This window comes from Micropruina sp., assembly GCF_027492755.1.
Classification (GTDB): domain Bacteria; phylum Actinomycetota; class Actinomycetes; order Propionibacteriales; family Propionibacteriaceae; genus Micropruina.
Window position 1 is genome coordinate 1,455 of the sequence record NZ_JAPUED010000036.1, and the last position, 24,740, is coordinate 26,194.

A 24,740-nucleotide genomic window follows, 5' to 3' on the forward strand; every position below is an offset into this window, starting at 1 on the left:
GGCTCCTGCCGTTTGATCAACGCATCCACCGTCGGCTGAGCTTGTCGAAATCCGTCGGCTGAGCTTGTCGAAATCCGTTGGTTGAGCTTGCCGAAACCCCTTGTCAACACAATGTTATTGAAGGTCTGGACAAGCTCGAGCGACGATCGCCCGAGCCGGCTCACACGTCATCCGGGGCTTGATCCGGGATCTCCGTCCTGGGCTCGTCGGTCCCGCCTGGAGATCCCGGCGTCCGCCGGGATGACGGGGGCGTCCGGAGCGTCGTGCCGCGCTGGTTCCAGGCCCACCGCCGGCCGGGCCGCTGCGGCGGCGTCCGGGGCGACTGGGATCACCTCGACATCAGGGGCGTCCGGCTTCTTGCCGGGCTCGACCGGCCCAGGTTCCGGGAATCGCTGCAGCGCCACCAGCCGAGCGGCGCAGGCCTGACGGACGTCGTCCTCCACGCCGTCCCGCAACCCCTCGCGCAGGACCGGGTCGGTGGCTGAGACCACCGCGAAGTAGAAGCCCGAGAACACCGCCAGGAACCCGCAGACCCGCAGGTGTTGCAGGGTCAACGCGTAGCTGTGCTTTTCGGTCGTCCACTGCAGCAGCACCTCGGGTGGCGCCTGCGTCCAGGCTCGGGCCACCTCGGCGTTCACCGTGATCAGGCCGAGCAAGACGAAGAACACGAAGACGGCGAGTCCGACGACCGTGGCGATGGTCAGCTTCGAGATCACCCCGACCAGCCGCAGGTTCTTGCGCTGCTCGACGGTCAGCGGACAGACGACAGGGGTGGGCACCTCGCCGCCGGCCAGGGGCGTGCCGGCCACCTGTTCCGCGATCTCTCCGGGTTGCTCGAAGTGGGCCAGCGCATCGAGGTCGAGCCCACGACTGTGCAGGAACAGCCAGCTCAGCGACACGAAGAGCAGCACCGCCAGCAGGTACGCGAACGGCGACAGGCCGCCGACCGCCTGCCACAGCTCACCGGTGAAGAACAGGAAGCCGACGACCCCGAGCAGCAGCGGCAGGGTGCGGCCGATCGCCGTCCCGCCGGCCAGGAACGACGACACCAACCGCCGCCACAGCCACGGACCCAGCGCGATCACCCCGCTGTAGGCGAGCAGGGTGAACACCCCCATCAGCACCAATTGACCGAACACCATGCCGACAGCAATCAGCACTCCGGCACCCAGCCCGGAGAGCTCGAAGTCCTCGGCCCGCAACGCATCGTGCGGAGTCGCCAGCACCACCAGGCCGGGGAAGAGCAGGAACACCGCCCGGTCGAGGCCGGTCACCCGATCGGGCAGCGCGAACGGCGGACGACGCCTGAGCAGATTGCCGGCCACCCAGGTCAGCACCACCACCGCCACCGAGACCGCCAGCGTCACCCCCACGTTGCTGCCGTAGCGCGGCACCTCGATCACCATCACGGCGACGAACACCACGGCCAGCGTCCGAGCCAGCCGGGCCGCCCGACGCCGCCGCATCGACGTGCCCTCCAGCAGCGCCGTGAAGCCGCGACGCATGAACCAGCGCTCGACGTCTCGGGTCTGCGGGTCGGACATGCCGGTCAGCTTAGAGAAGCGCCGTTCGCCGGAATGAGGGAACCGCCAGGTCCCGCCCAGTCATTGGTCAGCCGTTCAGGTAGGTGGCCAGGTGCCGGCCGGTGAGTGTCTCCGCTTCCGCCAGGTCGGACGGCGTCCCCTCGAAGACGATCCGGCCACCGTCGTGGCCCGCGCCCGGGCCGAGGTCGATGATCCAGTCGGCGTGCGCCATCACGGCCTGGTTGTGCTCGACCACGATCACCGATTTGCCTGAGTCGACAAGGCGGTCGAGCAGGCCGAGCAGGTTCTCCACATCGGCCAGGTGCAGGCCGGTGGTGGGCTCGTCCAGCACGTAGGTGCCGCCCTTGGTGGACATGTGGGTGGCCAGCTTGAGCCGCTGCCGTTCACCGCCCGACAAGGTGGTCAGCGGCTGACCGAGGCTCAGGTAGCCGAGCCCGACGTCGGTCAACCGGTTGGTGATGGTGTGCGCCGCAGGCACCCGGGAGTCGCCGGCGCCGAAGAACTCGGCCGCCTCGGAGGCCGGCATGGCCAGCACTTCGGCGATGTTGCGACCGCCGAAGGTGTAGTCGAGCACCGCCGGCTGGAAGCGCTTGCCCTCGCACGCCTCGCAGGTGGTCGACACGGTCGCCATCACCGACAGATCGGTGAAGATCACCCCGGCGCCGTTGCAGGCCGGGCAGGCGCCCTCGGAGTTGGCGCTGAACAGTGCGGGCTTCACCTTGTTCGCGGTCGCGAACGCCTTGCGGATCGAGTCGAGCAGCCCGGTGTAGGTGGCCGGGTTGCTGCGCCGCGAGCCGCGGATCGGGCTCTGGTCGACCGAGACCACGCCGGCGGTGAGCGGAATGGACGAATGCACCAGTGAGCTCTTGCCCGAGCCGGCCACACCGGTGATCACCACCAGCACGCCGAGCGGAATGTCGACGTCCACGTTCCGCAGGTTGTTGGCGGTGGCGCCCCGAATGCTCAACGCACCGGACGGCGTCCGCACCGATTCCTTGACGCCCACCTTGTCGCCGAGGTGGCGTCCGGTGACGGTGTCGCTGGACCATAGCCCCTCGACAGTGCCCTCGTAACAGATCCGCCCGCCCTTCGAGCCGGCACCCGGGCCGAGGTCGACGATGTGGTCGGCGATCGCGATCGTCTCGGGCTCATGCTCGACCACCAGCACCGTGTTGCCCTTGTCACGCAGTTGCAGCAGCAGGTCGTTCATCCGCGCCACGTCATGCGGGTGCAGCCCGGCGGTCGGCTCGTCGAAGACGTAGGTGACGTCGGTCAGCGACGACCCCAGGTGCCGGATCATCTTGGTCCGCTGCGCCTCACCGCCGGACAGCGTCCCCGACGGACGGCTCAACGACAGGTAGCCCAGGCCGATCTCGACGAACGAGTCGAGGCTGTCCCGCAGCGCACCCAACAACGGCGCCACCGACGGCTCATTCAGCCCGCGGACCCATTCGGCCAGGTCGGTGATCTGCATCGCGCAGGCGTCGGCGATGTTGATGCCGGTGATCTTGGACGAGCGCGCCTCCGGCGCCAGCCGGGTGCCCCCGCAGTCGGGGCAGTCGGTGAAGGTGACCGCCCGCTCGACGAAGGCCCGGATGTGCGGCTGCATGGCGTCGACGTCCTTGGCCAGCATCGACTTCTGGATCTTCGGGATCAGCCCCTCGTAGGTGACGTTGATGCCTTCCACCTTGATCCGGGTGGCCTCCTTAAAGAGCAGGTCGTGCAACTGCCGCTGGGTGAAGTTCTTGATCGGCTTGTCCGGGTCGAAGAAGCCGCAACTCCGGTAAATCCGCCCGTACCAGCCCTCCATCGAGTAGCCGGGCACCAGCAGCGCGCCCTCGTTGAGCGACTTGTTCTCGTCGTAGAGGGCGGTGCGGTCGAAATCGGTGACGTTGCCACGCCCCTCGCAGCGCGGGCACATGCCGCCCAGAATGTTGAACGACGCCTTCTCGGCGATGGTCTTCTCGCCGCGCTTGACCGTGACCGACCCACCACCGGACGCCGAGGGCACGTTGAACGAGAACGCGTTGGGCGGCCCGATGTGCGGCTGGCCGACGCGGCTGAACAGGATGCGCAGCAGCGCGTTGGCATCGGTCACGGTGCCCACCGTGGAGCGCGGATTCGCGCCGATCCGTTCCTGATCGACGATGATCGCCGTAGTCAGACCGTCGAGCAGGTCGACCTCCGGGCGAGCCAGGGTCGGCATGAAGCCCTGCACGAAGGCGCTGTAGGTCTCGTTGATCAGCCGCTGGCTCTCGGCCGCGATGGTGCCGAAGACCAGCGAACTCTTGCCCGATCCGGACACCCCGGTGAAGACGCTGAGCCGCCGCTTGGGGATCTCGACGCTGACGTCCTTGAGGTTGTTCTCCCGGGCGCCCTGCACCCGGATCAGATCATGGCTGTCGGCCAGATGGCGATCCCCGCCGGTTGAGCTTGTCGAAACCGAGCTTGTCGCTTGGGTTGAGCTTGTCGAAGCCGCCATCGTCGCTCCCGTGGGTCGTCCGAATGGCCTCGCGGCCCCGGCAGCCCCCCCTAGCGTCGCGGCAACGGAACGGGTCAGCGCCGCGGCTTGGGCGCCGCCGTACCCGTCACCCCGGTCGGGATGACGGGAACGGCCGGCCTGGTGCTCAGTCGAGCAGGTCCGCGTACAGCGGGGTGCTCAGGTAGCGCTCGCCCCAGTCGGGGGTCACCACCACGATGGTCTTGCCGGCGTTGGCCGGATCGGCGGCCAGATCGGCAGCCGCCCGCAGTGCCGCACCGGAGGAGATGCCCAGCAGCAGGCCCTCTTCCTTCGCGACCCGCTTGGCCCATTCGATCGCGTCGTCGGAGGTCACCTTGATGATGCCGTCGATCACGCCACGGTCCAGGATGGACGGCACGAAGCCGGCACTGATGCCCTGGATCTTGTGCGGACCCTTCGGCTCGCCCGACAACACCGCCGACTCGGCAGCCTCCACGGCATACACCTGGACGCTCGGCTTACGCTCCTTCAACACCTGGCCGACACCGGTGATGGTGCCGCCGGTGCCCACACCGGAGACCACGATGTCGACGGCGCCCTCGGTGTCAGCCCAGATCTCCTCCGCGGTGGTCTTGCGATGGATCTCGACATTGGCCTGATTGTCGAACTGACGGGCCAGGATCGCGCCCGGAATGCTGGCGGCAAGCTCGGCGGCGCGAGCATTGGCACCAGGGACGCCCTCGGCACCCGGGGTGAGCACCAGCTCAGCACCCAGCGCCCGCAGCACCGCCCGGCGCTCCTTCGAGAACGTGTCGGGCATCAGGATGATCACCTTGTAGCCGCGGGCCGCGCCGACCCAGCTGAGCGCGATCCCGGTGTTGCCCGAAGTGGCCTCGACGATGGTGCCGCCGGGCTGCAGCGAGCCGTCCGCCTCGGCGGCGTCGATGATCGCCACGCCGATGCGGTCCTTCACCGAGTTGGCCGGGTTGTAGTACTCCAGCTTGGCCAGCACGGTCGCCTGGCTGTCGCCGTAGAGTCGGTTGATCTGAACCAGTGGCGTGCGGCCGATCAGCTCGGTCGCGTTCTTGAAGTAGGCCATCTGTGCGTTCCTCCCAATTGCTTCGTGGTTATTCAGTCGTGATGGGTTCGGGTGAGGACTGCGCCCGACACGCTCCTGCGCGGAGCCGAGTGAACTCGATGGCTGACCGTGGCTGCGGCGCCCAGGGTCGCGTTGTCGGGTCGGTCAGTGACAGCAACAACACATTCGCCCACAGACAAGGACCGCGGTGGCGGATACGACTCGTCCGGCGAACATGACCGGAATGGTAGCACCTTTCCCAAGGGCGTCCGCTAGCTCGCTTTCCGGCGATAGATCGCGGCGGCGACCAGGTAGGCGACGATCAGGATGCCGACGCACCAGGCGAGGGCGATCCAGATGTCGGTACCGACCGGCTGCCCGGCGAGCAGGCTGCGGATCGTGTTGACGATGGACGTCACCGGCTGGTGTTCGGCGAACCAGCGCAGTGGTCCGGGCATGGTCGCGGTGGGGACGAAGGCCGAACTGAGGAAGGGCAGGAAGATCAACGGGTAGGAGAACGCGCTCGCGCCGTCCACCGACTTCGCGGTCAGGCCCGGAATCACCGCGATCCAGGTCAGAGCGAGGGTGAACAGGATCAGGATGCCGGCGACCGCGAGCCAGGGCAGCACTCCCACCTCGGCGCGGAAGCCCATCAGCACCGCCACGCCGAGCACGATCACCAGCGACAGCAGGTTCGCGACCAACGAGGTGAGCACATGCGCCCACAGCACGGACGACCGGGCGATCGGCATTGAGCGGAAGCGTTCGACGATGCCGCCCTGCATGTCCTGGAACAGCCGGAAGGCGGTGTAGGAGATGCCCGAGGCGATGGTGATCAGCAGGATGCCGGGCAGCAGGTAGTTCACATACGGGCCGCTGCCGGGTCCGGTGTCGATGGCGCCGCCGAACACGTAGACGAACATCAGCAGCATGGCGATCGGCATCACCGCGGTGGTGATGATGGTGTCCGGGCTGCGCAGGATGTGCCGCAGCGATCGTCCGGTCAGCACCTGGGTGTCACCCAGGACATGGGTGGTCATGATGGCTCCTTGTCGGTGGATGCCGCGGAGGCCTCGGCTGCGGGGGTGTCGCCGATGATCGCCAGGAAGACCTCTTCCAGGCTGGGTTGCTTCTCCACGTATTCGACGGTGGCGGGCGGGATCAGCGCTTTCAGTTCGGCCAGGGTGCCGTTGGCGATGATCCGGCCCTGGTGCAGGATCGCGATCCGGTCGGCGAGTTGTTCGGCCTCGTCCAGGTATTGCGTGGTGAGCAGTACCGTCACCCCTTGTCCGGCCAGGGTCTTCACCGTCTGCCAGACCTCGAGGCGGGCCTGCGGGTCAAGGCCGGTGGTCGGCTCGTCGAGGAAGACCACGCCCGGATCGCCGATCAGGCTCATCGCGATGTCGAGCCGGCGACGCATGCCGCCCGAATAGGTCGCCACCCGGCGCGTGCCGGCCTCGGTCAGCGAGAACCGGGTCAGCAGGTCGTCGGCGATCACCTCGGGATCGGCTTGATGGCGCAGCCTGGCGATCAGCACCAGGTTCTCCCGGCCGGTCAGAATCTCGTCGACGGCGGCGAACTGGCCGGTCAGGCTGATCGACTCGCGCACCTCGTCCGGCTGTGCGACGACATCGAAACCGCTGACGCTGCAGCTGCCGGCGTCGCCGCGCAACAGCGTCGCCAGGATTCTGACGACCGTGGTCTTGCCTGCCCCATTGGAGCCCAGCAGGGCGAAGATGCTGCCGGGGGCGACCTCGAAATCGACGCCGCGCAGCACCCTCAGTTCTTTGTAGGACTTCTCCAGGCCATTCACCCGGATGGCCGGTTCAGCCGTCGCCACCGCGCTCATGAGTCCTCACCGCCTTCCTCGTGCTCGGCGCGGTCGATGGCCTCGTTGAGCCGTCGCCGCTCCTTGTTGATCCAGCCGGCTCCGCCGTAGTTCGCGGCGAAGGTCTCGGCGAAGTCCACCGGGTCGTTGCCGACGATCTCGCGGACCGGCGTGCCGTCCGCCGCGGCCTGCTCGAACAGATCGGCCAGATCTTCGAAGGCCGACAGCCACAGGTCGCCCTCGGTCGCACCGAAATACAGCAGGTAGCGCTCCAGCGCCTGGGCCGCCGTCCGATAGCTGGGTGGCAGTGCCTTGACGCGCGCGGTGTAGCGGACCCACCGGCGCTTGTCGCCGAAGTCGCCGACGACCTTCTCCAGGAGGTTCATCATCGTCTGTCTCCTTCATGAAGCTGTTCCAGTCGTTGGGTGAGGAAGCTCCACGTGCTCCAGAACTCGTCGAGATAGCCGCGGCCCTGCGTATTGAGCGAATACACCTTGCGCAGCGGCCCCTTCTCGGAGGGCACCTTCTGCACGTCAACAAGCCCGCGTTGTTCGACCCGGACCAGCAGCGCATAGACGGTGCCCTCGGCGATGTCGGTGAAGCCCTGTTCACGCAGCCAGGCGGTGATCTCGTAGCCGTGGGTCGGACGCCCGGCGAGCAACTGCAGGACGATGCCCTCCAAGGTGCCCTTGAGCATCTCCGTCATCAGCTTGCTCACCGGAGCTCCTCTACTCAATATGACTGACTACCAGTACATAGTAACGCTGAGTAGCGAGGGCGCAAGGGTCCGCGAACCTGCTTCTTTGGTTGGTTGGCGCGTCCGCCTGCAGCACGCAACGCCCGGACGCGAAACGACGCCCCCGCCGCAGCGAGAGCGTCGTTCCAGATCAGTGGCGGAGGCGGCGGGATTTGAACCCGCGATGGGCGATAAACCCAAACCCGCTTAGCAGGCGGGCGCCATAGACCGGACTAGGCGACGCCTCCTCAGCCGAGGCCTGAGCCTACTCCAGCCGCGCGGACTACACCAAAAGCGCCCTGGAGCACCCCCGGAGAGCAAACCCTCAACCACGCGATCGTGGACGCCAAAGTCAACAACTACAATCGGCGTGTCCCGAACCGGAGCAAGAGGAACGAATGACTGAACCGCAGCGCGCACTGCCTGATCCCGAGGACGGCGCGGACGAGTCGGAGGCCGACCAACCCCGCCGGGCCGCAGAGCCTGGTCATTTCCGGTGGGCGATGGTGTGGACGGCGCTGGGCGCCCTGATTCCGGGCCTAGGCTTGTGGCATGGCGGACGGCGTGTCGCCGGCTCGATCGCGATGGGCCTGTTCGCGGCGTTGCTGCTGACCCTCGGCTATCTCGGTTTCGCCGGACGCGACCGCATTCTCGCGCTGGCCACCAATGTCGACGTGCTGAACGGTCTGACGGTCGGCCTGCTGGTTCTCGCGGTCGCGTGGGTGGTTGTCATCGCCGCCAGCCATCTCGCGCTTCGTCCGCCGCACCCGTCGGCCACGCAACGGGTCGCCGGAGGCGTGCTGGTCGGAGTCCTCTCGCTGGCCGTCGCCGCGCCGCTCGCCATCGGCGCACAGTACTCACGCTCCACCGCCCAGTTCCTCGGCGCTGTGTTCACCGAAGACCCCGGCAGCGGACCCGTGACACCGGGGGCGCCAACGCCGTCCAACCCGTTCGGGGACAAGGACCGGATCAACGTGCTGGTGATCGGGGCCGATTCGGGCACGAACCGCGACGTCCGGCTCGGCCTGCGCGCCGACAGCGTGATGGTCGCCTCCATCAACTTGCGCACCGGCGCCTCGACCCTGTTCTCGCTGCCCCGGCAGACCGCGCGGATCCCGTTCCCGAAGGATTCGCCGCTGCACAAGTACTACCCCAACGGCTTCTACGACGGCGTCAACGGCGGGAACGACGAGTACTTCCTGAACGCCATGTACAACAACATTCCGGAGCGGATTCCGCACGATCTGCTCGGCAAGGTCAAGAACCTGGGCGCCGAGGTGATGAAGATCGGTGTCGGCGAGGCGCTCGGCCTGGGCAAGCTCGACTACTACGTGATCGTCAACATGGACGGCTTCAAGTCGTTCATCAACGCCCTCGGCGGCATCACCCTGAACGTCAACTACCGCATTCCGATCGGCGGCAAGACCACCGAAGGGGTGCCCCCGAGCGGCTATATCGAGCCGGGCCCGAATCAGCACCTGAACGGACGGCTGGCGCTGTGGTACGCGCGGGGCCGGTACGGCCTGACCACCGGCGACTACAGCCGGATGGAGCGGCAGCGGTGCGTGATCAACGCAGTGGTGCAGCAAGCCCAGCCGCAGGTGGTGCTGACCAACTTCGAGAAGATCGCTTCGGCCGGGGCGAACACCATCGAGACCGACATTCCGCGGCGTGTGCTGCCGGACATGATCGACTTGGCGCTGAAGGTGAAGGGCACCAACCTGCACAGCGTGGTGTTCCAGCCGGGCGTCGCCGGTTGGGTGAGCGCGAATCCGCCGTGGCCGGCCGTCCAGCGCCGGGTGCAGCAGGCCCTTCAGGAGACCGACCAGGCCGAGGGCGGGAAGACCACCTCGCCCTCCAGCTCACCGACTGCGACCACCTCCGCCACCAAGAAGCCGACGAAGAAGCCGTCCGGAAAGTCGGAGGATCTCAGCGACTCCTGCGCCTACCACCCCGCCAAGTAGGCGCCTGCGCTACGGCTGGCCGTGGTAGCCGCGGCTGGCGTCCAGGCGGCGGGTCAGGTCACCGGTGAGGTGCACCATCTCGGCGGTGACGCCGCGCTGGCTGACCAGCCGGACGCGGCGCTCCGGTCCATGGTGAATGGTCAGGGACGTCGGCGCCTGGGTCACCTTCGTGACGTCGGCCCAGTCGCCTTCCTCGTGCGCCACGGGGCCGGTGATCCGGTAGCCACTGTCGGTGAACTCCACCACCACGCGCATCCGCCGCCAGCTCACCGCGGCGACCACCATCAGCGCGAGCGCGCCGATCAGCAGCACCCAGCCGACGACCGCCAGGGCGACCGGTAGCCGCAGCGCCACCGGCAGCACGATCAGGACGGCACCGACGACGGCCAGGGCGGCCGCGACCGCCACCGCGCGCAGGGGCAACGGCGGGGTGAGCACATGGGTACGCGACGACACGCGGCGAGGGTGGGATTCGAACCCACGGAGCGTTTCCGCTCGGCCGCTTTCAAGGCGGCTGCACTAGTCCACTATGCGACCTCGCCCGGGAAGCCACATCGTAGTGCCTCCGCGGGACTGCCCTCACCGCATTCTCGATCACCGCTGGTTGAGCTTGTCGAAGCCAGGTCTCGACAAGCTCGACCAACGGCGTTGAGCTTTCCCGAACCGGTGCCGGACGGCGCCCACCGTGCCAGGCTGGGGACATGCGAGCTGTCGTAGCTGAGACGTCCGGGCCGCCGGAAGTGCTGCGGATCGCCGAGGTGCCCACGCCGCGTCCGGGTGCCGGCGAGGTGCTGATCCGGGTGGCGGCGTCCGGGGTGAACCGGGCCGACCTGCTGCAACGGCAGGGCCGCTACCCGCCGCCGCGGGGAGCCAGCGAGATTCTCGGCCTCGAGGTGTCCGGCGAGATCGCGTCCGTGAGTGACGGCGTCCAGGACTGGGCGGTGGGCGAGAAGTGTGTTGCCCTGCTGGCCGGCGGCGGCTACGCCGAATACGTCGCGGTGCCGGCCGGCCAGGTGGTGCGGCCGCCGCAGGGCATCGACCTGGTCACGGCGTCCGGGCTGATCGAGGTGGCGGCGACCGTGGTGTCGAACCTCACGTTGGTCGGGCTGCGGGCCGGCGAGACCCTGCTGGTGCACGGTGGCACCGGTGGCATCGGCACGTTCGCGATCCAGTACGGCGCGGCGCTGGGCGCCCGGGTGTTCGCCACCGCCGGACGTCCGCGCAAGCTGGCGCTGTGCCGCGAACTCGGCGCCACGGACGCGTTCGACTACCACGACGATTGGCTGGCGGCCCTCCGCCGCGCGACCGACGGGCACGGCGCCGACGTGATCCTGGACGTGATCGGCGCCAAGTACCTGCCGTCCAACCTGGACGCCCTCGCCCTCGACGGACGCCTGGTCGTGATCGGGCTGCAGGGCGGCCGCACCGGCACCCTCGATCTGGGAAAACTCCTTGCCAAGCGGGCTTCGGTCACCGCAACCGGGCTGCGCGGCCGTCCGGCGGATCAGAAGGCGGCGATCTGCGCCGAGGTCGCCCGGACGGTCTGGCCGCTGATCGAGTCGGGCCGGATCAAGCCCGCCACCGAAACCCGCTACCCCGCAGAGGACGCCGCCGAGGCCCACCGCCACCTGGCCTCCGGCGACGCCCTCGGCAAGCTGATCCTCACCTGGTAACCGCGGGGACGGTTCTTCCACGTTCGAAACTCGCACGTCGGGGGACGGTTCTCTTTCATCCGAAAATCGCAGGTCGGGGGACGGTTCTCGTCCATTCGAAAACCGCACGTTGGGGGACGGTTCTTCGGCATCCGAATTTCGCATCTCGAAGAACCGTCCCCGGGCGTGCGAAATTCGAAGGTGGAAGAACCGTCCCCCAAAGTTTGAGCTGCGGAAGTCGGCCGGCTGTGAGTCACCGGCGGTGACTCGGGGTCAGGAGCGCCAGGTGTGCCAGAGGCGGGCGTACTCGCCGTCCTGCTCGAGCAGTTCGTGGTGCGAACCGAGCTCGGCGATCCGGCCGTCGATCACCACGGCGATGCGGTCGGCGTCGTGGGCGGTGTGCAGCCGGTGCGCGATCGCGATCACCGTGCGGCCCTCCAGCAGGGCCGCCATCGAACCTTCCAGGTGCCGGGCGGTGCGGGGGTCGATCAGGGACGTCGCCTCGTCGAGCACCAAGGTGTGCGGGTCGGCGACCACCAGCCGGGCCAGCGCCACCTGCTGCGCCTGGGCCGGCGTCAGCTGGGCACGGCCGTGGCCCAGCATCGTGTCCAATCCGTTCGGCAGCTTCTCCACCCACGACAGGGCGTCCACCGCCCGCAGCGCCGAGACGACCGCAGCATCCCCTTGCTCGGGGGTGAGTTGCTGGTCACGGGCCAGCACGATGTTGTCCCGCACGGTGCCGACGAAGACGTGGTGCTCCTGGGTGACCAGCGCCACCTCGGTGCGCAGCACGTCCAGCGGCAGGCCCATCACGTCCACCCCGCCGATGTCGACCTCGCCGGTCCGCGGACGGTTGATGCCGGCCAGCAGGCGTCCCAGCGTCGACTTCCCCGACCCGGACGGACCCACCACCGCGAGCCGCTCCCCCGGCTGCAGCTCCAGGTCGACCCCGTGCAGCACGTCGGTGCCCTCGCGGTAGGCGAACCGCAGATCCTCCCCGGTCAGGTCGGTCCCTTCCGGACGCGAAGTGCCGGGCGTGCGGTCGTCCGGCACCTCGGCGATCCCCAGCAGACGGGTGGTGCCGGCCATGCCGACCTGCAGCCGGTCGAAGACCTGGATCAGCCGGTCCATCGGCTCGATCAGGCCCTGGGCGTAGATCGCGGCGGCGGTGATCTGGCCGATCGTCACCCAGCCCTGCGAGTAGCCCCAGGTGCCCAGCAGCACGACCGCGATCAGCGGGAACTGGAAGGAGACGTCCAGCCAGATGAAGAAGAGGTTCCGCAGGCTCATGGTGTAGCGCTCGGCCTGGTTGGATTCCTCGATGTCCTCCTCGACCGCCTCGATGCGACCCTTCGCGAGACCCAGCGCCTCAACGGTCCGGGCTCCGTCGACGGTCTCGGTCATGGTGGAGTTGATCCGGCTGTAGGTGCCGCCCTCGGTGATGTAGCCCTGCATGGCGTGCGCCAGGTAGTGCCGGGTGGCCAGGTACAGGGCGAGCAGGGTGACGAAGACCGGCAGCGCCAGGAACCACGAGTTCAGCAGCAGCGCGACGATGGTCGCCACCACGGTCACCACAGAGATCATGAACTGCGGCAACGCCCAGCGCACCGACTCGCTCATCTTCGACACGTCGGAGGTGATCCGGGTCAGCAGGTCGCCCGAGCTGGCCGATTCGACCCGGCCCAACGGCAGCCGCAGCACGGTGCGGACGATCGCCTCACGGGCGGCCGCCAGCAGGTCGTAGCCGAACACCGCGGACGTCCGGCGGGCCGCGAAGGTCAGCAGCGCCTGCACCACGACCACCCCGGCGACGCCGACGATGATCGCGTCGACCGCGGCCAGCGGCGTGTTGCCGGCGGCGACCTCGTCGACCAGATCGCCCAGCATGCGGGGCACGATCAGGCCCGCGGTCGCGGCCAGCACGTTGAACACGACGACGGCGATCAGCAGCCCGCGACGGGTCGCCAGCAGCTCACCCATGAACCGGAACGCCTTGTGGTTGTGCGCAACCGGCAGGCCCCGCTCGGGGTTCCGGGACGCCGCGAAGAACGACTCGGCGCGCTGCTGGCGGATGCGGAACCGGGTCGTCAGTCCACGGAGCTGGCTGCGCGGATGGGTGAGGAAGACGAACGGGCCCTGCCTCGGCGGCGCGGCCAGCTCCGGTGGCAGGCTGAACGCGTTCGGGTCGTCGGACCAGGTCTCGGCCGACGCCGACAGCACATCAGTGCTCATCGTCGGCCTCCATTCCTCGGTTCATCACGGCGCGGTAGTCCGCGTGCTCAGCGGCCAGCTGAGGGTGACTGCCGGCCGCGGCCTGGCGTCCGTCCACCAGGAAGGACACCCGGTCGGCGCTGTGCACCAACAGCGGGGACGCCGTCATCACCACGGTTGTCCGGCCGCGGCGATGGTCGGCGAGCCGTCCGGCGATGGCCTCTTCGGTGTGCGCGTCGACCGCGGAGGTGGGTTCGACCAGGATCAAGACCTCGGGATCGGCGAGCAACGCACGGGCCAGCACCACGCGCTGCCGCTGGCCGCCTGACAGGCCGCGACCCTTCTCGTCGATCCGGCTCGCCCAGCCCTGCGGCAGGCTCTCGAACACGTCCTCGGCGGACGCCGTCCGCAGCACCTGTTCGGCCTGCTCGCGGCCATGGGTGCCGAGCGGATCGACGGCCTGCTGGAAGGTGCCGGCGAACACCTGGCTGCCGGCGTCGGAGACCAGGATCCGCTCCCGCAACGACGCCATCGTGTAGTGCTGGTAGTCGACCCCGTCCGCGGTGACGCCCCAGGGCCGCTCGGCCACCTCGGCGTCGGAGCGGGCGGCCTCGATCCGGCGGCGTTCCTTCTCGGCGCGGGCCCGGCGGGCCGCGCGTCCCTTCAACTCGTCCTCGCTCTCGGCCTCCTCGTCGCTGCCGGCCTGGACCGTCGGCAGGTAGCGGCCCAACCGGTCGGCGAGTGCGGCCGAGGCGTCCGGATCGGCGCTGACCACGACCAGGAACTCGCCCGGCTCGACCCGCACCCCCGATTCCAGGTCGTGCAGCGCAGGGCGTGCCGGCATCTCGCGGACGCCGTCCGTCCAGGGCAGTTCGGAGCCCAGCAGCACGATCGTCTTGCGCGCCGACACCAGTCCACGGACCCACTTCTGGGCCATCTCGAACATGGTCTGCAGCGGCCAGACCATGAAGATCGCGTAGCCGACGAAGCTGATCAGCTGCCCCAGGGTGAGCCGTCCGGCCACCATCTCGTGCGAGCCGAGCCAGACCAGGACGACCAGCAGCAGCCCCGAGAGCAGCACCGACAGGGTCTCCACGACGGCCTGCCAGGTACCGGCGGTGACCCCGAGCCGGCGCACCCGCTGGGACTGCGTCTCGTAGTTGTCACCGAACGTCTTCTCGCCACCGATGCCGCGCAGAATGCGTAGCCCGGCCACGATGTCGGCGGCCATCGAGGTCAGCTCACCGTTCTGCGTCCGCTCGGCGGTCTGCGCCGCGTTCAACGGACGCAGCACCGGCGCGGCACCCACCACCAGCAGCGGGGCGGCGATCAGCACCACCAGGCCGAGCAGGGGCGAGGTGTTCATCATCATGACGACCACCAGCACGAACGCACCCAACGCGCCCAGGGCCCGGGCGACCACCTCGAAGGTGCCGCCGAAGATGTCGGAGTCGGACGACGAGATGCTCAGCACCTCACCGGTCGGCAGCCGCCGGTTCAGCACATGCCCGAGCTGAACCGATTTGCGGGTGACCAGCTTCTGCGTGCCGTACAGCGAAATCAGCCAGCCCCGGACGGCGAGCGTGTGCATCACGATGCCGCTGGCGGCCCCCACCAGGATCACCAGCGCCAGCAGCCCCGCCCAGCCGGCGGTCGCCGCCCAGTCGCCCCTCAGAATGCCGGCGTCGATCGTCCGCCCGAGCAGGTACGGGCTGAGCGCGCTGGGCAGGAACCAGGCCAGTCCGGCGATCGCCAGGGCTGCGAGCACGTCGGACTGCACCAGCAGCGTCCAGAGCAGAAAGCGCGCTGGGCTGCGGGTGTCCGGCCGGGCGGTTTCGGCGCGCGTGTAGGCGTCGATCCGCGGTGGGAAATCGTGCATAGCCGGTCAACGTTACGCCTGTGAGCCCGCTGTGTCGAAACAGGCCGGTTCCCTGCGGGCCCACCCCGGCCGCTCGGCGGACTATTCAGGGCTCGCTGAGTTCAGCGAGCCCTGAGTAGTTCGGCGAGCGTTGAGTGGGGTGGGGTGGGCGTTGAGTGAGTGGGCGGGATCGCGGTCGCCCGGCGTGGTCGTGACCGATGCCGAGCGTGGCGCGGCATCATGGAACGCACGGGATCAATCGATGAAGAGGGGTTGCGATGACTCAAGTGGTTCCGATCCTTCGTGTCACCGACGTGGATGAATCGCTCGCATGGTGGTCGCGGATCGGCTTCGTCCATGACTTCACCCACCGTTACGGCGGCGGCACCACCCACCGATTCATGGGCATTCGTCGCGATGGCGCGGACATCTTTCTCAGCGAGAATCCCGCCGACGACGTCGGTCCGGCATTGATCTTCGTCTGGGTGCCCGACGTGGACGAGGTCGCCCACCGGTTCGGCGCCACGGTCGAACAGCATCCGTGGGCGCGGGACTTCGAGGTCAGCGACCCCGACGGCCACCACGTCCGAGTCGGCACGAAGGAGATCGGCCAGTCGGCCTGAACGCCACCACTGGTTGAGCTTCATCGAAACCCAGACCACCGCTGGTCGAGCTTGTCGAGACCCCTCGGAAGGATCTCGACAAGCTCGATCAGCGGTGCGTATGTGGCTTTCAGCGCAGGAACAGTGCGCGTAGCCGCAGCGTGCAGAACGCGACACCGGCCACCGACATCACCACGAAGTAGCCCAGATGCAGCCAGGTGGCGTCGGTGAAGGCGCCGATCGAGAGCTGCCGCATCAGTTCGACGCCGTGCCACAGCGGCAGCGCCTGGATGAACCACTGGACGGCCTGCGGGTAGACGCCGATCGGGAACAGCGTGGCGCTGAACAGGAACATCGGCAGCAGCACGATGTTGATCAGATCCATCTGCTGGAAAGTGGTGAACCAGCTTGTCACCGCCATGCCGACGGCGGCGAAACCGAGAGCGATCAGCACCGCCACCGGCACCATGGCCAGCGCCCACCACGACGTCGCGATGCCCAGCACCCCCATCACGCCGAGGAAGGCGCAGGCATAGAGCAGACCCCTGAACAGGGCCATCGCGATCTCGCCGGCGGCCACGTCCAGCGGGCCGAGCGAGGTGGAGAGCATCGCCTCGTAGATGCGTCCGAATCGCATCTTGAAGAAGACGTTCCAGGTGGAGTCGTAGATGGCGCCGTTCATCGCGGACGTGGCCAGCAGCGCAGGTGCGATGAATGCCACGTACGACATCTCGGCACCACCCGGACCGGTCACCGTGCCGACCAGTCCGCCCAACCCGTAGCCCATCGCCAGCAGGTAGAAGACCGGTTCGAAGAAGCCCGACACGACGATCGTCCAGTTCTGGTTGCCGATCACCTTGAAGCCGCGCTCGAGCACGGCGCGGACGTTGCCCGCGTACAGCCCGGACAGCGTTCGGGACGCCGGCGCGCTCATCGGGTCAGCCTCCGTTCGAACAGTCGTGCACTCGCCACGATGCCGCCACCGGCAGCGACGACCAACACCAGCAGATGTAGCCAGGTCAGCCACCACGGGTTCGTCATGCCGAAGCCAACGACGCGGGCCAGCTGGGTGCCGTGCCACATCGGTGAGATCCAGCCGATCCACTGCAGATAGGTCGGCATCGCACTCAGCGGGAAGAAGGTGCCGGCGAACAGGAACATCGGCATCACCACGAACCGCTGGATGAAGGCGAACTGCGAGCCCTCGTCGGTCTGGGTGGCCGCGAACGCCATCAGCGGCGCGCCGAAGGCGAGCGCCGCCAAGGGTGCGATCAGCACCATCAGCACGGACGCCGGCGCGGTGACTCCGCCGAACCAGACCAGCGCCAGCCAGAACAGCAGCGCCTCGGGAATGAACCGCAGCCCGACGGCGACTATTTCACCCACCGCCACCTGACCGGGCGTGATCGGGCTCGCAGACGCCGCGAAGTAGTGCCGTTGCCATTTGAAGCCGCTCATCACCGGGTAGGTGAACTCGCCGCTGGACTCCATCACGATGGACGAGACCAGCAGCGCCGGGCCGACGAAGACCAGGTAGCTGACGCCTTCGACCCGGCCCGCACCCGAGTCGACCAGGGCACCCAGGCCGAGGCCCATCGACGACAGGTACAGCAGGGGCAGCCCGATCGAGCGGATCAGGATGGTCGGCAGGTAGGCACGCATCGACGTCAGCCGGTACTCGGCGTAGAGCCACCAGCCCCAGCGGCGTCCGATACGGGCCTGGGAAGCGGCCGGCAGTGCGCCGCCGGCGTAGGCGAGCCGGTTGGAGTCGAGCAGTTCGGGGGCACGGTCAGTCAATGAGTGACCTCCCGGTGAGCCGCAGGAAGACGTCCTCGAGCGAGGAGCGCCGGACCAGCGAAGTGATCGGCTGAAGGCCGCGCGAGGTGACCTGCTCGAGGGTGGCTTCGCCGTCGGCGGAGTAGAGCAGAACCCGGTCGGGCAGCACCTCGATGCGTTCGGCCACCCCGTCGAGTTGGGCGACGACAGCGGCGTTGCGGTCGGAGCCGAACCGCACCTCGAGCACCTCGCGGGTCGAATAGCGCCGGATCAGTTGAGCCGGCGAGCCCTCGGCGACGATCTTGCCGTGGTCCATCACCACCAGCCGGTCGCAGAGCTGCTCGGCCTCGTCCATGAAGTGGGTCGTCACCACCAGGGTGACGCCCTCTTCCTTGAGCCGGAACAGCCGATCCCACAGGATGTGCCGGGCCTGCGGATCGAGCCCGGTGGTGGGTTCGTCGAGCAGCAGGATCCGAGGTTCGTTGATCAGCCCGCGAGCGATGGTGAGGCGCCGTTTCATGCCGCCGGAGAGATTGTCGACCTTCTCGTCGGCCTTGTCGGTGAGCTGGGCGAAGGCCAGCAGATCGTCGGCGCGACCCCGCAGGTACGACCGTGGCAGGCCGAAGTAGCGGCCGTAGGTGATCAGGTTCTCGCGGCAGCGCAGCTCGGTGTCGAGATTGTCCTGCTGCGGGACGACGCCCAGGTTCGCGCGCACCTCGGGTCCGTGGGTCTCGGGATCGAGACCGAGCACGGTGAGCGTGCCGGAGGTGCGCAGCGAGGTGCCGCCGATCATTCGCATGGTGGTCGACTTGCCGGCACCGTTGGGCCCGAGCAGGCCGAACGACTCCCCCGGCGCGACGTCGAAGTCGATGCCGTCGACTGCGTTCAGTTCGCCGTAGCTCTTCACCAGGGCGCGGGCTTCGATCACGGACACGGCGAGAAACCTACCAACCGGCTCTGACAGATCCCGGGGCAAGCCGCCTGGCCCCCCTCCGAGCAACGCAACCACCGCGGGTTGAGCTTGTCGAGACCTCTGTCAGCAGCCACCGACAGAGGTCTCGACAAGCTCGACCAACGGTTCTCCGCCCACGCGACAACCGGCGATCATCGGGCTCAGCGATGTGCCTCCGCGTAGCGTTCGAGGACGATGTCGACCAGCTCGGCGGGCACCGGGCCGTCCGGTGTGAGCAGCGGTGCCGTCGTGACATCGCCGCCCGCGCGAGCGGCCAGGCCGGCGAAGTAGCCGGGCGCCAGCAGGTAGCTGGCGACCACCACGCGGCGTCCGGGGCGAGCGGCACGCGCGGTGGCGATCTCGTCGGCCAGTCGCGGCAGCGCGGCGGAGATGAAACCCACCGACACCGGCAGGTCGAGCAGCCCACCGAGCCGGGAGGCGGTTTCGACACAGTCGGCGACCGCACGGGCATCGCTGGAACCAGCGGCGGCGAGTACCACGATGTCGTCCCTGGTCAGACCGGCCTCGGCGAGGCGCCGGGCCACCAGTCGCACCAGCCGTTCGTCCGGCCCGAGGGCGGCGGCGACGGTGGCGCCGCTGGCGTGGGCCACCTCGGCGAGATCGACATGGACGTGGTAGCCCGCCGACAACAACAGCGGCACGATCACCGACCGCCGGCCTTCGCCGAGTGCCCCGAGAACCGTGGGCACGTCGGGCTGCTGGACGTCCACGAAACCCTCATGCACAGCCAACTCGGGACGGCTGCCGGCGACGGCGGCGACCAGGGCCGCTACCGCGGCCTGCCCGGCGGACGACGAGGTGCCGTGCGAGATGGCGAGTAGATCCGGCGCCAGGACCTGGGTCGCGGCCGACGTCACGCGGCGACCTCCACCTCGACCTCGCCGGCCACCACCCGCGTCCGGTAGGTCGCAACCGCGAGCCCTGGATCGTCGAGGCAGGCGCCGGTCTGCAGGTCGTACACCTGCTTGAGCAGCGGGGAGGCGATGGTGGCCCGGTCACCGCGGCTGCCGACGATGCCCCGGGCCATCACATAGGCCGAGGTGACCGGGTCGCGGTGGTCGATGGCGTACAGCTCGCCGGCTTCGACCAGCACCAGCGCGATCTGCCGTCCGTCGATCAGCACGGCCTCGCCCCAGGTGGGCTCCAACGCGTCCACCGGGCACACCCGGTGCCAGGCGACGGCCGCTGGTTCGGTGTCGCGTCCGGGCTCGGACGTCTTCCGGTCGGGAAGGGTGAGAGTCATGATCGGGAGTCCTTTCACTCGGCAACACCGACGCTAGGCAGCCGGTGTTTCGTCGAATGACGGCATCGGTTTCTCTTCGGTGACGCTCTACTCACACGCTCCGGACGCCGTGGTGGGGTGGCTGTGAGGCGTCCGTTACATCGGGGAAACAGTCGGGCAATCGCAGCTTCATACCGTCGTAGAGCATCAACGGAAGGCACACCCCAATGACCGACAGCACTTCCCCACGCCAGGTGGTCGTGATCGGTGCCGGCCCGGCCGCGCACCGACTTGCCAGCACCATTCATCGCCGCGACACCGAGGGCAGCATCCGGCTGACCGTGATCGGCGAGGAGGAGCATCTGCCCTACGACCGGGTCGCGCTCAGCACCCGGTTCATCGGCGGCGCCGACCTCGCGCTCGACCCGACGATCTGGGACGGCGACGCGATCGCCCTGCTTCGCGGCGAGCGGGTGATCGCCCTCGACCGAACGGCGCGGACGGTGACCACCGACACCGGACGGTCGTTGGGCTACGACGAGGTCGTCTTCGCCACCGGTTCACGCGCCCCCATCCCGGACATCGCCGGCGCCGAACATGCCCGGGTGTACCGGACGATCAGCGACGTCGACGACCTGGCCGCCGAGGTGCGGCTGCTCGCGGTCGCGCTGGGCCGTCCACCCCGGACGGTGGTGGCCGGCGGCGGCCTGCTCGGCCTGGAGGCCGCCGGCGGGCTCGCTGAACTGGGCGCTGAGTCATCGATCGTTCATTCCGGCAAATGGTTGATGTCGGCGCAGCTCGACGAGGGCGCGGGAACCTCGCTCGGACGCCTGATCGGCGCCCGCGGCATCACCATGCACCTGGGCGTGCGTCCGCAGGCGATCCGGGCCACCCGGGGCGCCGTCACCGGGGTCGAGCTCACCGATGGACGCGTCCTGGACGCCGATCTGATCGTCTTCGCCATCGGCATCGCCGCTCGCGACGAGGTGGCGGCGGCCGCCGGTATTGCGGTGGCACCCCGCGGCGGCATCGTCGTCGACGAGGCCTGCCGGAGCTCCGACCCGCGGGTGTGGGCGGTCGGCGAAGTCGCCCACGTCCACGGCCGCTGCGTGGGGCTGGTGGCGCCCGCCAACGCGATGGCCGAGGTGGTCGCCGACCGGCTGCTCGGCGGCGATGCGGCGTTCACCACGATCGACGATGCGACCAAGCTGAAGCTGGCCGGGGTCGAGGTGGCCAGCTTCGGCGACGCCTTCGCCCGTGCCGACAGTGCTCTCGAAGTGGTCTACGCCGATCCGGCCCGTGGCCTCTACCAGAAGGTCGTGGTGTCCGACGATGCCCGCACCCTGCTCGGTGGCGTCTTCGTCGGCGATGCCTCCCCCTACCTGTCGTTGCGGCCGCTGCTCGGCCGGGAGCTCGGCTCAGAGCCGGCGGCGTACCTGTCGGCGTCCGGAGCCCAGCCTTCCGGTGCCGACGAGTTGCCCGATGACGCCCTGCTCTGTGCCTGCAACAACGTCTGCGTCGGTGCGGTCCGGGCTGCCATCACCGGGTCTGAGGAGTGCCACACGGTGCCCGCGTTGAAGGCCTGCACCCGGGCCGGCACCCAGTGCGGCTCGTGCGTGCCGCTGCTGAAGAAGACCCTCGAACAGGAACTCGCCAAGGCCGGGCTGAGCGTGTCGCGGGCCTTGTGCGAACACTTCGCGCAGTCTCGCCAGGAGCTGTTCGAGTCGATCCGGGTGCTCGGCATCACCTCCTGGGACGAGGTGCTGTCCCGGTTCGGCACCGGTCGCGGCTGCGACATCTGCAAGCCGGCGGTGGCCTCGATCCTGGCCAGCCAGCACGGCAGCTACATCCTGGACGACGGCCGCGGCGCCCTGCAGGACACCAATGACCGGGCGCTGGCCAATATGCAGCGCGACGGCAGCTACTCGGTGGTGCCGCGGATTCCCGGCGGCGAGATCACCCCGGAGAAGCTGGCCGTGATCGCGCGGGTGGCGTCCGATTTCGGGCTGTACACCAAGATCACCGGCGGCCAGCGGATCGACCTGTTCGGCGCCCGGCTCGACCAACTGCCGGCGATCTGGGAGCAGCTGGTGGAGGCCGGATTCGAGTCGGGTCACGCCTACGGCAAGTCGCTGCGCACCGTGAAGAGCTGCGTCGGCTCGACCTGGTGCCGGTTCGGCGTCCAGGACTCCGTCGGCATGGCGATCCTGCTCGAGCTGCGCTACCGCGGGCTGCGGGCGCCGCACAAGATCAAGCTCGGGGTGTCCGGTTGCGCCCGGGAGTGCGCCGAGGCCCGTGGCAAGGACGTCGGCATCATCGCCACCGACGCCGGCTGGAATCTCTACGTCGGCGGCAACGGCGGTTTCCAGCCCAGTCACGCACAGCTGCTGGCCGGCGACCTGGACGACGACACCCTGATCCGCTACATCGACCGCTACTTGATGTACTACATCCGCACCGCGGATCGGCTGCAGCGCACCGCCCGCTGGATGGAGGAGCTGGAGGGCGGCCTCGACCACGTCCGGGAGGTGGTGGTGGAAGACTCGCTCGGGCTGGCGACGGAACTCGAGGCCGCGATGGCCGCGCATGTGGACACCTACGAGGACGAGTGGGCGGCGACCTTGCGCGATCCGGAACGGCTCAAGCGGTTCCGCAGCTTCATCAACGCACCGGCGGACGCGGCGACAGTGGCGCCGCGGGTCGCGGAGCGGGGTCAGCAACGCCCCGCGACGGCGTCCGAACTGGCGGATGGACGGGTGCTGCTGGCCGGCGCGCAGCTTCCGGTGCGGAGGAGCGGCGATGAGTGAGCCGGCGACCAACACCACCGACACAGCGGTGCCCACGTTCCGCCGCGACCAGTTGGAGGGCTTCCGGATCGGCGTCACCAGCGAGCGTCGCGCGGCCGACCTGATCGACGCCCTGGAACGCCGCGGTGCGCAGGTGCTGCACGCCCCGACGCTGCGGATGGAGCCGGCCTCCAACGACGAGCGGGTGATCGCCGACACCGAGGCCATCATCGACGCCCGCCCGGACGTGGTGCTGGTCACCACCGCGTTCGGCGTCCGGCGCTGGCTCGAGGTGGCGGACGCCGCGGGCCTCGGCGAGCGGTTGCTCGCCACCCTGGCCGCCTCGGCGATCCTGGTTCGCGGGCCGAAGGCCCGGGGCGGCATCCGGGCCGCCGGGCTGGACGACGCCGGGATGAGCGAGGAGGAGACCACCGCGTCCCTGGTGGCGAAAGTGCTTGCCGAGCGCGGGTCGGGCCTCACGGTCGCGGTACAGGCCCACGGCTATCTGCAGGACGCGGTGCTGGCGCCATTGCAGGCCGCGGGACACCGGGTGGTGACCGTGTCGCCGTACCGCTGGAGCTCTCTCGACGAGGGCGACGAACGCATCCCGCGTCTGGTGGACGCCATCTGCACCGACCAACTCGACTGCGTCACCTTCACCAGCGCCCCGGCGGTGGACGCCCTGTTCGCCGCCGCGGAGGGTCTGGGCGCCCTGGACGCGCTGCTGTCCGCGTTCCGGCGCGGGGTGGTGGCCGCCTCGGTCGGACCGGTCACCTCCGCGGCGCTCACCGCGGCCGGGCTGCGACCGATCCAACCGGAGCGGTTCCGGATGGGTGCGCTGATCCGGCTGGTCTGCGAACGACTGCCCGAACTCCGGGTGGTCCGCGCGCAGACCTTCCACGGCGAGCTGCTGATCCGCGGAGCTCTGGTCGAGCTGGACGGGTGCCGCGTCCCGCTGACCCCGGTGCCGCTGACCCTGCTGCGCACCTTGATCTCCGCCGGGGGGTCGGTGGTCTCGCGGGAGCAGCTGCTACGCGCGGTGAGCAGTTCCGACGAGCACGCGTTGGAGATGGCGCTGAGCCGGCTGCGACGCAGCCTCGTGGTGCCGGTGATCACGACGGTGGTGAAGCGTGGCTACCGGCTCGACGTGATCATGGACGCGGGGTCGGCGGACGTCGTGACAGCGCCGGCGTCCGGGGCCGGATCGCGACGCAGAACCGTCACGGCCAACAGAACCGCAGCCAGCAGGTAGGCCACTCCGAACGCCATCCGCCCGACCGGCGGCAGGTAGAACTGCGGCAGCACCAGGGCCAGCAGAATGCCCAGTGGCCACGCCGCCCGACTGGCGGTGTAGCGCGTCCAGGCCAGCGCGAAGGCGATGCCGGCCACGGCGAGCAGCAGCAGGCCGAGGCCGAACATGGTGATCGCCACCGGCTGATTGCGGATCTCGTCGACCAACGCCAGCAGCCAGGTATCGCCGGCGGCGGCGTGGCGTCCGATCACGTGCAGGGCGAAGGTCTCGGCACCGAAGTACGGCAGCACCAGCACCACGCCGGCGAGCCCCGCCCAGCGGGCCAGCCGAGTCACGAACCAGTCGCGCTCCAGGTCGGCCAGCCGCAGCGCGAGCCGTCCGAAGCCGACCAGGGCCAGCGCTCCGGCCACATGGGCGACCACCCACCACGGTGACGCGAACGCCGCCGCCTGCTCGGCCGCGCTCGACGTCATGTCGCCGTAGGGCCGCACCAACAGGTACACCGCCATCAGGATTCCGGTCGTTCCGAGCGGAACCAGCAGGTCCCGTTGCGTCCTCGTCTTGCTTCGCATGTCCACTCCTTCGCTATTCGAGAGCACCGCTCTCTGTTTAGAAGTTAGAGCACCGCTCTCGGAAATGCAAGAGCGTTGCTCTCTGTTGTGGCAGACTGGTCACCCGACACCGAAAAGCCCTCCCTAACTAGTTCTGCCCTCCCGTCGACGGGAGGGCGGAACTAGTTAGAGAGGGCCCTACGAAGGGGCCGCGGGTGGGCAAGCGGGACGAGGCACGAGCCAGGA

The 24,740-nt window shown here is 68.9% G+C and carries 21 protein-coding genes and 2 tRNA genes; 5 read left to right on the forward strand and 18 right to left on the reverse strand.

Features of this window, described 5'->3' with window-relative positions; genetic code table 11:
- Positions 1 to 167 precede the first annotated feature (167 nt).
- From Q0066_RS02235 to Q0066_RS02270, 8 genes are all read right to left on the reverse strand, one after another.
- Positions 168 to 1,544 carry a hypothetical protein gene (locus Q0066_RS02235; protein WP_298129631.1) on the reverse strand — a complete coding sequence of 459 codons (1,377 nt, stop codon included), beginning with the start codon at positions 1,542 to 1,544 and terminating at the stop codon, positions 168 to 170.
- 67 nt (positions 1,545 to 1,611) lie between these two features.
- Positions 1,612 to 4,026 carry an excinuclease ABC subunit UvrA gene (locus Q0066_RS02240; RefSeq protein WP_298129633.1) on the reverse strand — a complete coding sequence of 805 codons (2,415 nt, stop codon included), beginning with the start codon at positions 4,024 to 4,026 and terminating at the stop codon, positions 1,612 to 1,614.
- A gap of 145 nt (positions 4,027 to 4,171) precedes the next feature.
- Positions 4,172 to 5,104, reverse strand: coding sequence for a cysteine synthase A (gene cysK / locus Q0066_RS02245; protein WP_298129635.1), 933 nt, complete (start codon positions 5,102 to 5,104; stop codon positions 4,172 to 4,174).
- 251 nt (positions 5,105 to 5,355) lie between these two features.
- Positions 5,356 to 6,123 carry an ABC transporter permease gene (locus Q0066_RS02250; protein ID WP_298129637.1) on the reverse strand — a complete coding sequence of 256 codons (768 nt, stop codon included), beginning with the start codon at positions 6,121 to 6,123 and terminating at the stop codon, positions 5,356 to 5,358.
- A complete protein-coding gene (locus tag Q0066_RS02255) occupies positions 6,120 to 6,932 on the reverse strand; it encodes an ATP-binding cassette domain-containing protein (RefSeq protein ID WP_298129639.1) in 813 nt (270 codons plus the stop codon). Before Q0066_RS02255 ends, Q0066_RS02250 begins: the two co-directional genes overlap by 4 nt.
- Entirely contained in the window at positions 6,929 to 7,300 is a 372-nt protein-coding gene (locus tag Q0066_RS02260) for a DUF1048 domain-containing protein (protein WP_298129641.1), read from the reverse strand. Before Q0066_RS02260 ends, Q0066_RS02255 begins: the two co-directional genes overlap by 4 nt.
- Entirely contained in the window at positions 7,297 to 7,629 is a 333-nt protein-coding gene (locus tag Q0066_RS02265) for a PadR family transcriptional regulator (protein WP_298129643.1), read from the reverse strand. Before Q0066_RS02265 ends, Q0066_RS02260 begins: the two co-directional genes overlap by 4 nt.
- A 173-nt stretch (positions 7,630 to 7,802) precedes the next feature.
- Positions 7,803 to 7,895: transfer RNA gene (locus tag Q0066_RS02270), tRNA-Ser, on the reverse strand.
- A gap of 150 nt (positions 7,896 to 8,045) precedes the next feature.
- Here Q0066_RS02270 and Q0066_RS02275 point away from each other — a divergent pair.
- Positions 8,046 to 9,611: an LCP family protein gene (locus Q0066_RS02275; RefSeq protein ID WP_298129645.1), complete on the forward strand. Its 1,566-nt coding sequence runs from the start codon at positions 8,046 to 8,048 to the stop codon at positions 9,609 to 9,611.
- Between the two features lie 9 nt (positions 9,612 to 9,620).
- On the opposite strand, the gene Q0066_RS02280 is transcribed toward Q0066_RS02275, so the two are convergent.
- Positions 9,621 to 10,067, reverse strand: coding sequence for a hypothetical protein (locus Q0066_RS02280; protein ID WP_298129647.1), 447 nt, complete (start codon positions 10,065 to 10,067; stop codon positions 9,621 to 9,623).
- Position 10,068: 1 nt separating this feature from the next.
- Positions 10,069 to 10,153: transfer RNA gene (locus Q0066_RS02285), tRNA-Ser, on the reverse strand.
- 159 nt (positions 10,154 to 10,312) lie between these two features.
- On the opposite strand from Q0066_RS02285, the gene Q0066_RS02290 reads away from it, so the two are divergent.
- Positions 10,313 to 11,284: an NAD(P)H-quinone oxidoreductase gene (locus tag Q0066_RS02290; RefSeq protein WP_298129649.1), complete on the forward strand. Its 972-nt coding sequence runs from the start codon at positions 10,313 to 10,315 to the stop codon at positions 11,282 to 11,284.
- A 252-nt stretch (positions 11,285 to 11,536) separates the two neighbouring features.
- Here the strand turns inward: Q0066_RS02290 and Q0066_RS02295 are convergent, their stop codons facing one another.
- Together Q0066_RS02295 and Q0066_RS02300 are read right to left on the reverse strand one after the other, a co-directional pair.
- Positions 11,537 to 13,495, reverse strand: a complete 1,959-nt coding sequence (locus Q0066_RS02295; RefSeq protein WP_298129651.1) for an ABC transporter ATP-binding protein — start codon at positions 13,493 to 13,495, stop codon at positions 11,537 to 11,539.
- The gene (locus tag Q0066_RS02300; RefSeq protein WP_298129653.1) at positions 13,485 to 15,353 is read right to left on the reverse strand and encodes an ABC transporter ATP-binding protein; all 1,869 of its coding nucleotides are present in this window, start codon (positions 15,351 to 15,353) and stop codon (positions 13,485 to 13,487) included. The genes Q0066_RS02295 and Q0066_RS02300 overlap by 11 nt, the downstream gene beginning before the upstream one ends.
- A gap of 257 nt (positions 15,354 to 15,610) precedes the next feature.
- Between Q0066_RS02300 and Q0066_RS02305 the strand changes: the two genes are divergently transcribed.
- On the forward strand, positions 15,611 to 15,955 hold the full coding sequence (locus Q0066_RS02305) for a glyoxalase superfamily protein (RefSeq protein WP_298129655.1): 345 nt from the start codon (positions 15,611 to 15,613) through the stop codon (positions 15,953 to 15,955).
- 109 nt (positions 15,956 to 16,064) lie between these two features.
- Here the strand turns inward: Q0066_RS02305 and Q0066_RS02310 are convergent, their stop codons facing one another.
- From Q0066_RS02310 to nirD, 5 genes are all read right to left on the reverse strand, one after another.
- Positions 16,065 to 16,868 carry an ABC transporter permease gene (locus Q0066_RS02310; protein ID WP_298129656.1) on the reverse strand — a complete coding sequence of 268 codons (804 nt, stop codon included), beginning with the start codon at positions 16,866 to 16,868 and terminating at the stop codon, positions 16,065 to 16,067.
- Entirely contained in the window at positions 16,865 to 17,731 is an 867-nt protein-coding gene (locus Q0066_RS02315; protein WP_298129658.1) for an ABC transporter permease, read from the reverse strand. Before Q0066_RS02315 ends, Q0066_RS02310 begins: the two co-directional genes overlap by 4 nt.
- Positions 17,724 to 18,644, reverse strand: coding sequence for an ABC transporter ATP-binding protein (locus tag Q0066_RS02320; RefSeq protein WP_298129660.1), 921 nt, complete (start codon positions 18,642 to 18,644; stop codon positions 17,724 to 17,726). Before Q0066_RS02320 ends, Q0066_RS02315 begins: the two co-directional genes overlap by 8 nt.
- Positions 18,645 to 18,823: 179 nt before the next feature.
- Positions 18,824 to 19,540 (reverse strand): CbiX/SirB N-terminal domain-containing protein, encoded by a 717-nt coding sequence (locus Q0066_RS02325; RefSeq protein WP_298129663.1) that lies wholly within the window; start codon positions 19,538 to 19,540, stop codon positions 18,824 to 18,826.
- A complete protein-coding gene (gene nirD, locus Q0066_RS02330; RefSeq protein ID WP_298129665.1) occupies positions 19,537 to 19,926 on the reverse strand; it encodes a nitrite reductase small subunit NirD in 390 nt (129 codons plus the stop codon). Before nirD ends, Q0066_RS02325 begins: the two co-directional genes overlap by 4 nt.
- 206 nt (positions 19,927 to 20,132) lie before the next feature.
- On the opposite strand from nirD, the gene nirB reads away from it, so the two are divergent.
- A complete protein-coding gene (gene nirB, locus Q0066_RS02335; protein ID WP_298129667.1) occupies positions 20,133 to 22,712 on the forward strand; it encodes a nitrite reductase large subunit NirB in 2,580 nt (859 codons plus the stop codon).
- Positions 22,705 to 23,943 (forward strand): uroporphyrinogen-III synthase, encoded by a 1,239-nt coding sequence (locus Q0066_RS02340; protein WP_298129669.1) that lies wholly within the window; start codon positions 22,705 to 22,707, stop codon positions 23,941 to 23,943. Before nirB ends, Q0066_RS02340 begins: the two co-directional genes overlap by 8 nt.
- Here Q0066_RS02340 and Q0066_RS02345 read toward each other — a convergent pair.
- A complete protein-coding gene (locus Q0066_RS02345) occupies positions 23,826 to 24,515 on the reverse strand; it encodes a hypothetical protein (protein ID WP_298129671.1) in 690 nt (229 codons plus the stop codon). The two genes, Q0066_RS02340 and Q0066_RS02345, sit on opposite strands and share 118 nt — an antisense overlap.
- Positions 24,516 to 24,740: the final 225 nt, after the last annotated feature.

Coding starts and splice junctions, on each gene's coding strand:
- Q0066_RS02300 (WP_298129653.1), bottom strand. CDS start 15,353: ATGCACGATTTCCCACCGCGGATCGACGCCTACACGCGCGCCGAAACC.
- Q0066_RS02255 (WP_298129639.1), bottom strand. CDS start 6,932: ATGAGCGCGGTGGCGACGGCTGAACCGGCCATCCGGGTGAATGGCCTG.
- Q0066_RS02240 (WP_298129633.1), bottom strand. CDS start 4,026: ATGGCGGCTTCGACAAGCTCAACCCAAGCGACAAGCTCGGTTTCGACA.
- Q0066_RS02235 (WP_298129631.1), bottom strand. CDS start 1,544: ATGTCCGACCCGCAGACCCGAGACGTCGAGCGCTGGTTCATGCGTCGC.
- Q0066_RS02290 (WP_298129649.1), top strand. CDS start 10,313: ATGCGAGCTGTCGTAGCTGAGACGTCCGGGCCGCCGGAAGTGCTGCGG.
- Q0066_RS02340 (WP_298129669.1), top strand. CDS start 22,705: ATGAGTGAGCCGGCGACCAACACCACCGACACAGCGGTGCCCACGTTC.
- Q0066_RS02295 (WP_298129651.1), bottom strand. CDS start 13,495: ATGAGCACTGATGTGCTGTCGGCGTCGGCCGAGACCTGGTCCGACGAC.
- Q0066_RS02345 (WP_298129671.1), bottom strand. CDS start 24,515: ATGCGAAGCAAGACGAGGACGCAACGGGACCTGCTGGTTCCGCTCGGA.
- Q0066_RS02250 (WP_298129637.1), bottom strand. CDS start 6,123: ATGACCACCCATGTCCTGGGTGACACCCAGGTGCTGACCGGACGATCG.
- nirD (WP_298129665.1), bottom strand. CDS start 19,926: ATGACTCTCACCCTTCCCGACCGGAAGACGTCCGAGCCCGGACGCGAC.
- Q0066_RS02305 (WP_298129655.1), top strand. CDS start 15,611: ATGACTCAAGTGGTTCCGATCCTTCGTGTCACCGACGTGGATGAATCG.
- Q0066_RS02275 (WP_298129645.1), top strand. CDS start 8,046: ATGACTGAACCGCAGCGCGCACTGCCTGATCCCGAGGACGGCGCGGAC.
- Q0066_RS02260 (WP_298129641.1), bottom strand. CDS start 7,300: ATGATGAACCTCCTGGAGAAGGTCGTCGGCGACTTCGGCGACAAGCGC.
- nirB (WP_298129667.1), top strand. CDS start 20,133: ATGACCGACAGCACTTCCCCACGCCAGGTGGTCGTGATCGGTGCCGGC.
- cysK (WP_298129635.1), bottom strand. CDS start 5,104: ATGGCCTACTTCAAGAACGCGACCGAGCTGATCGGCCGCACGCCACTG.
- Q0066_RS02310 (WP_298129656.1), bottom strand. CDS start 16,868: ATGAGCGCGCCGGCGTCCCGAACGCTGTCCGGGCTGTACGCGGGCAAC.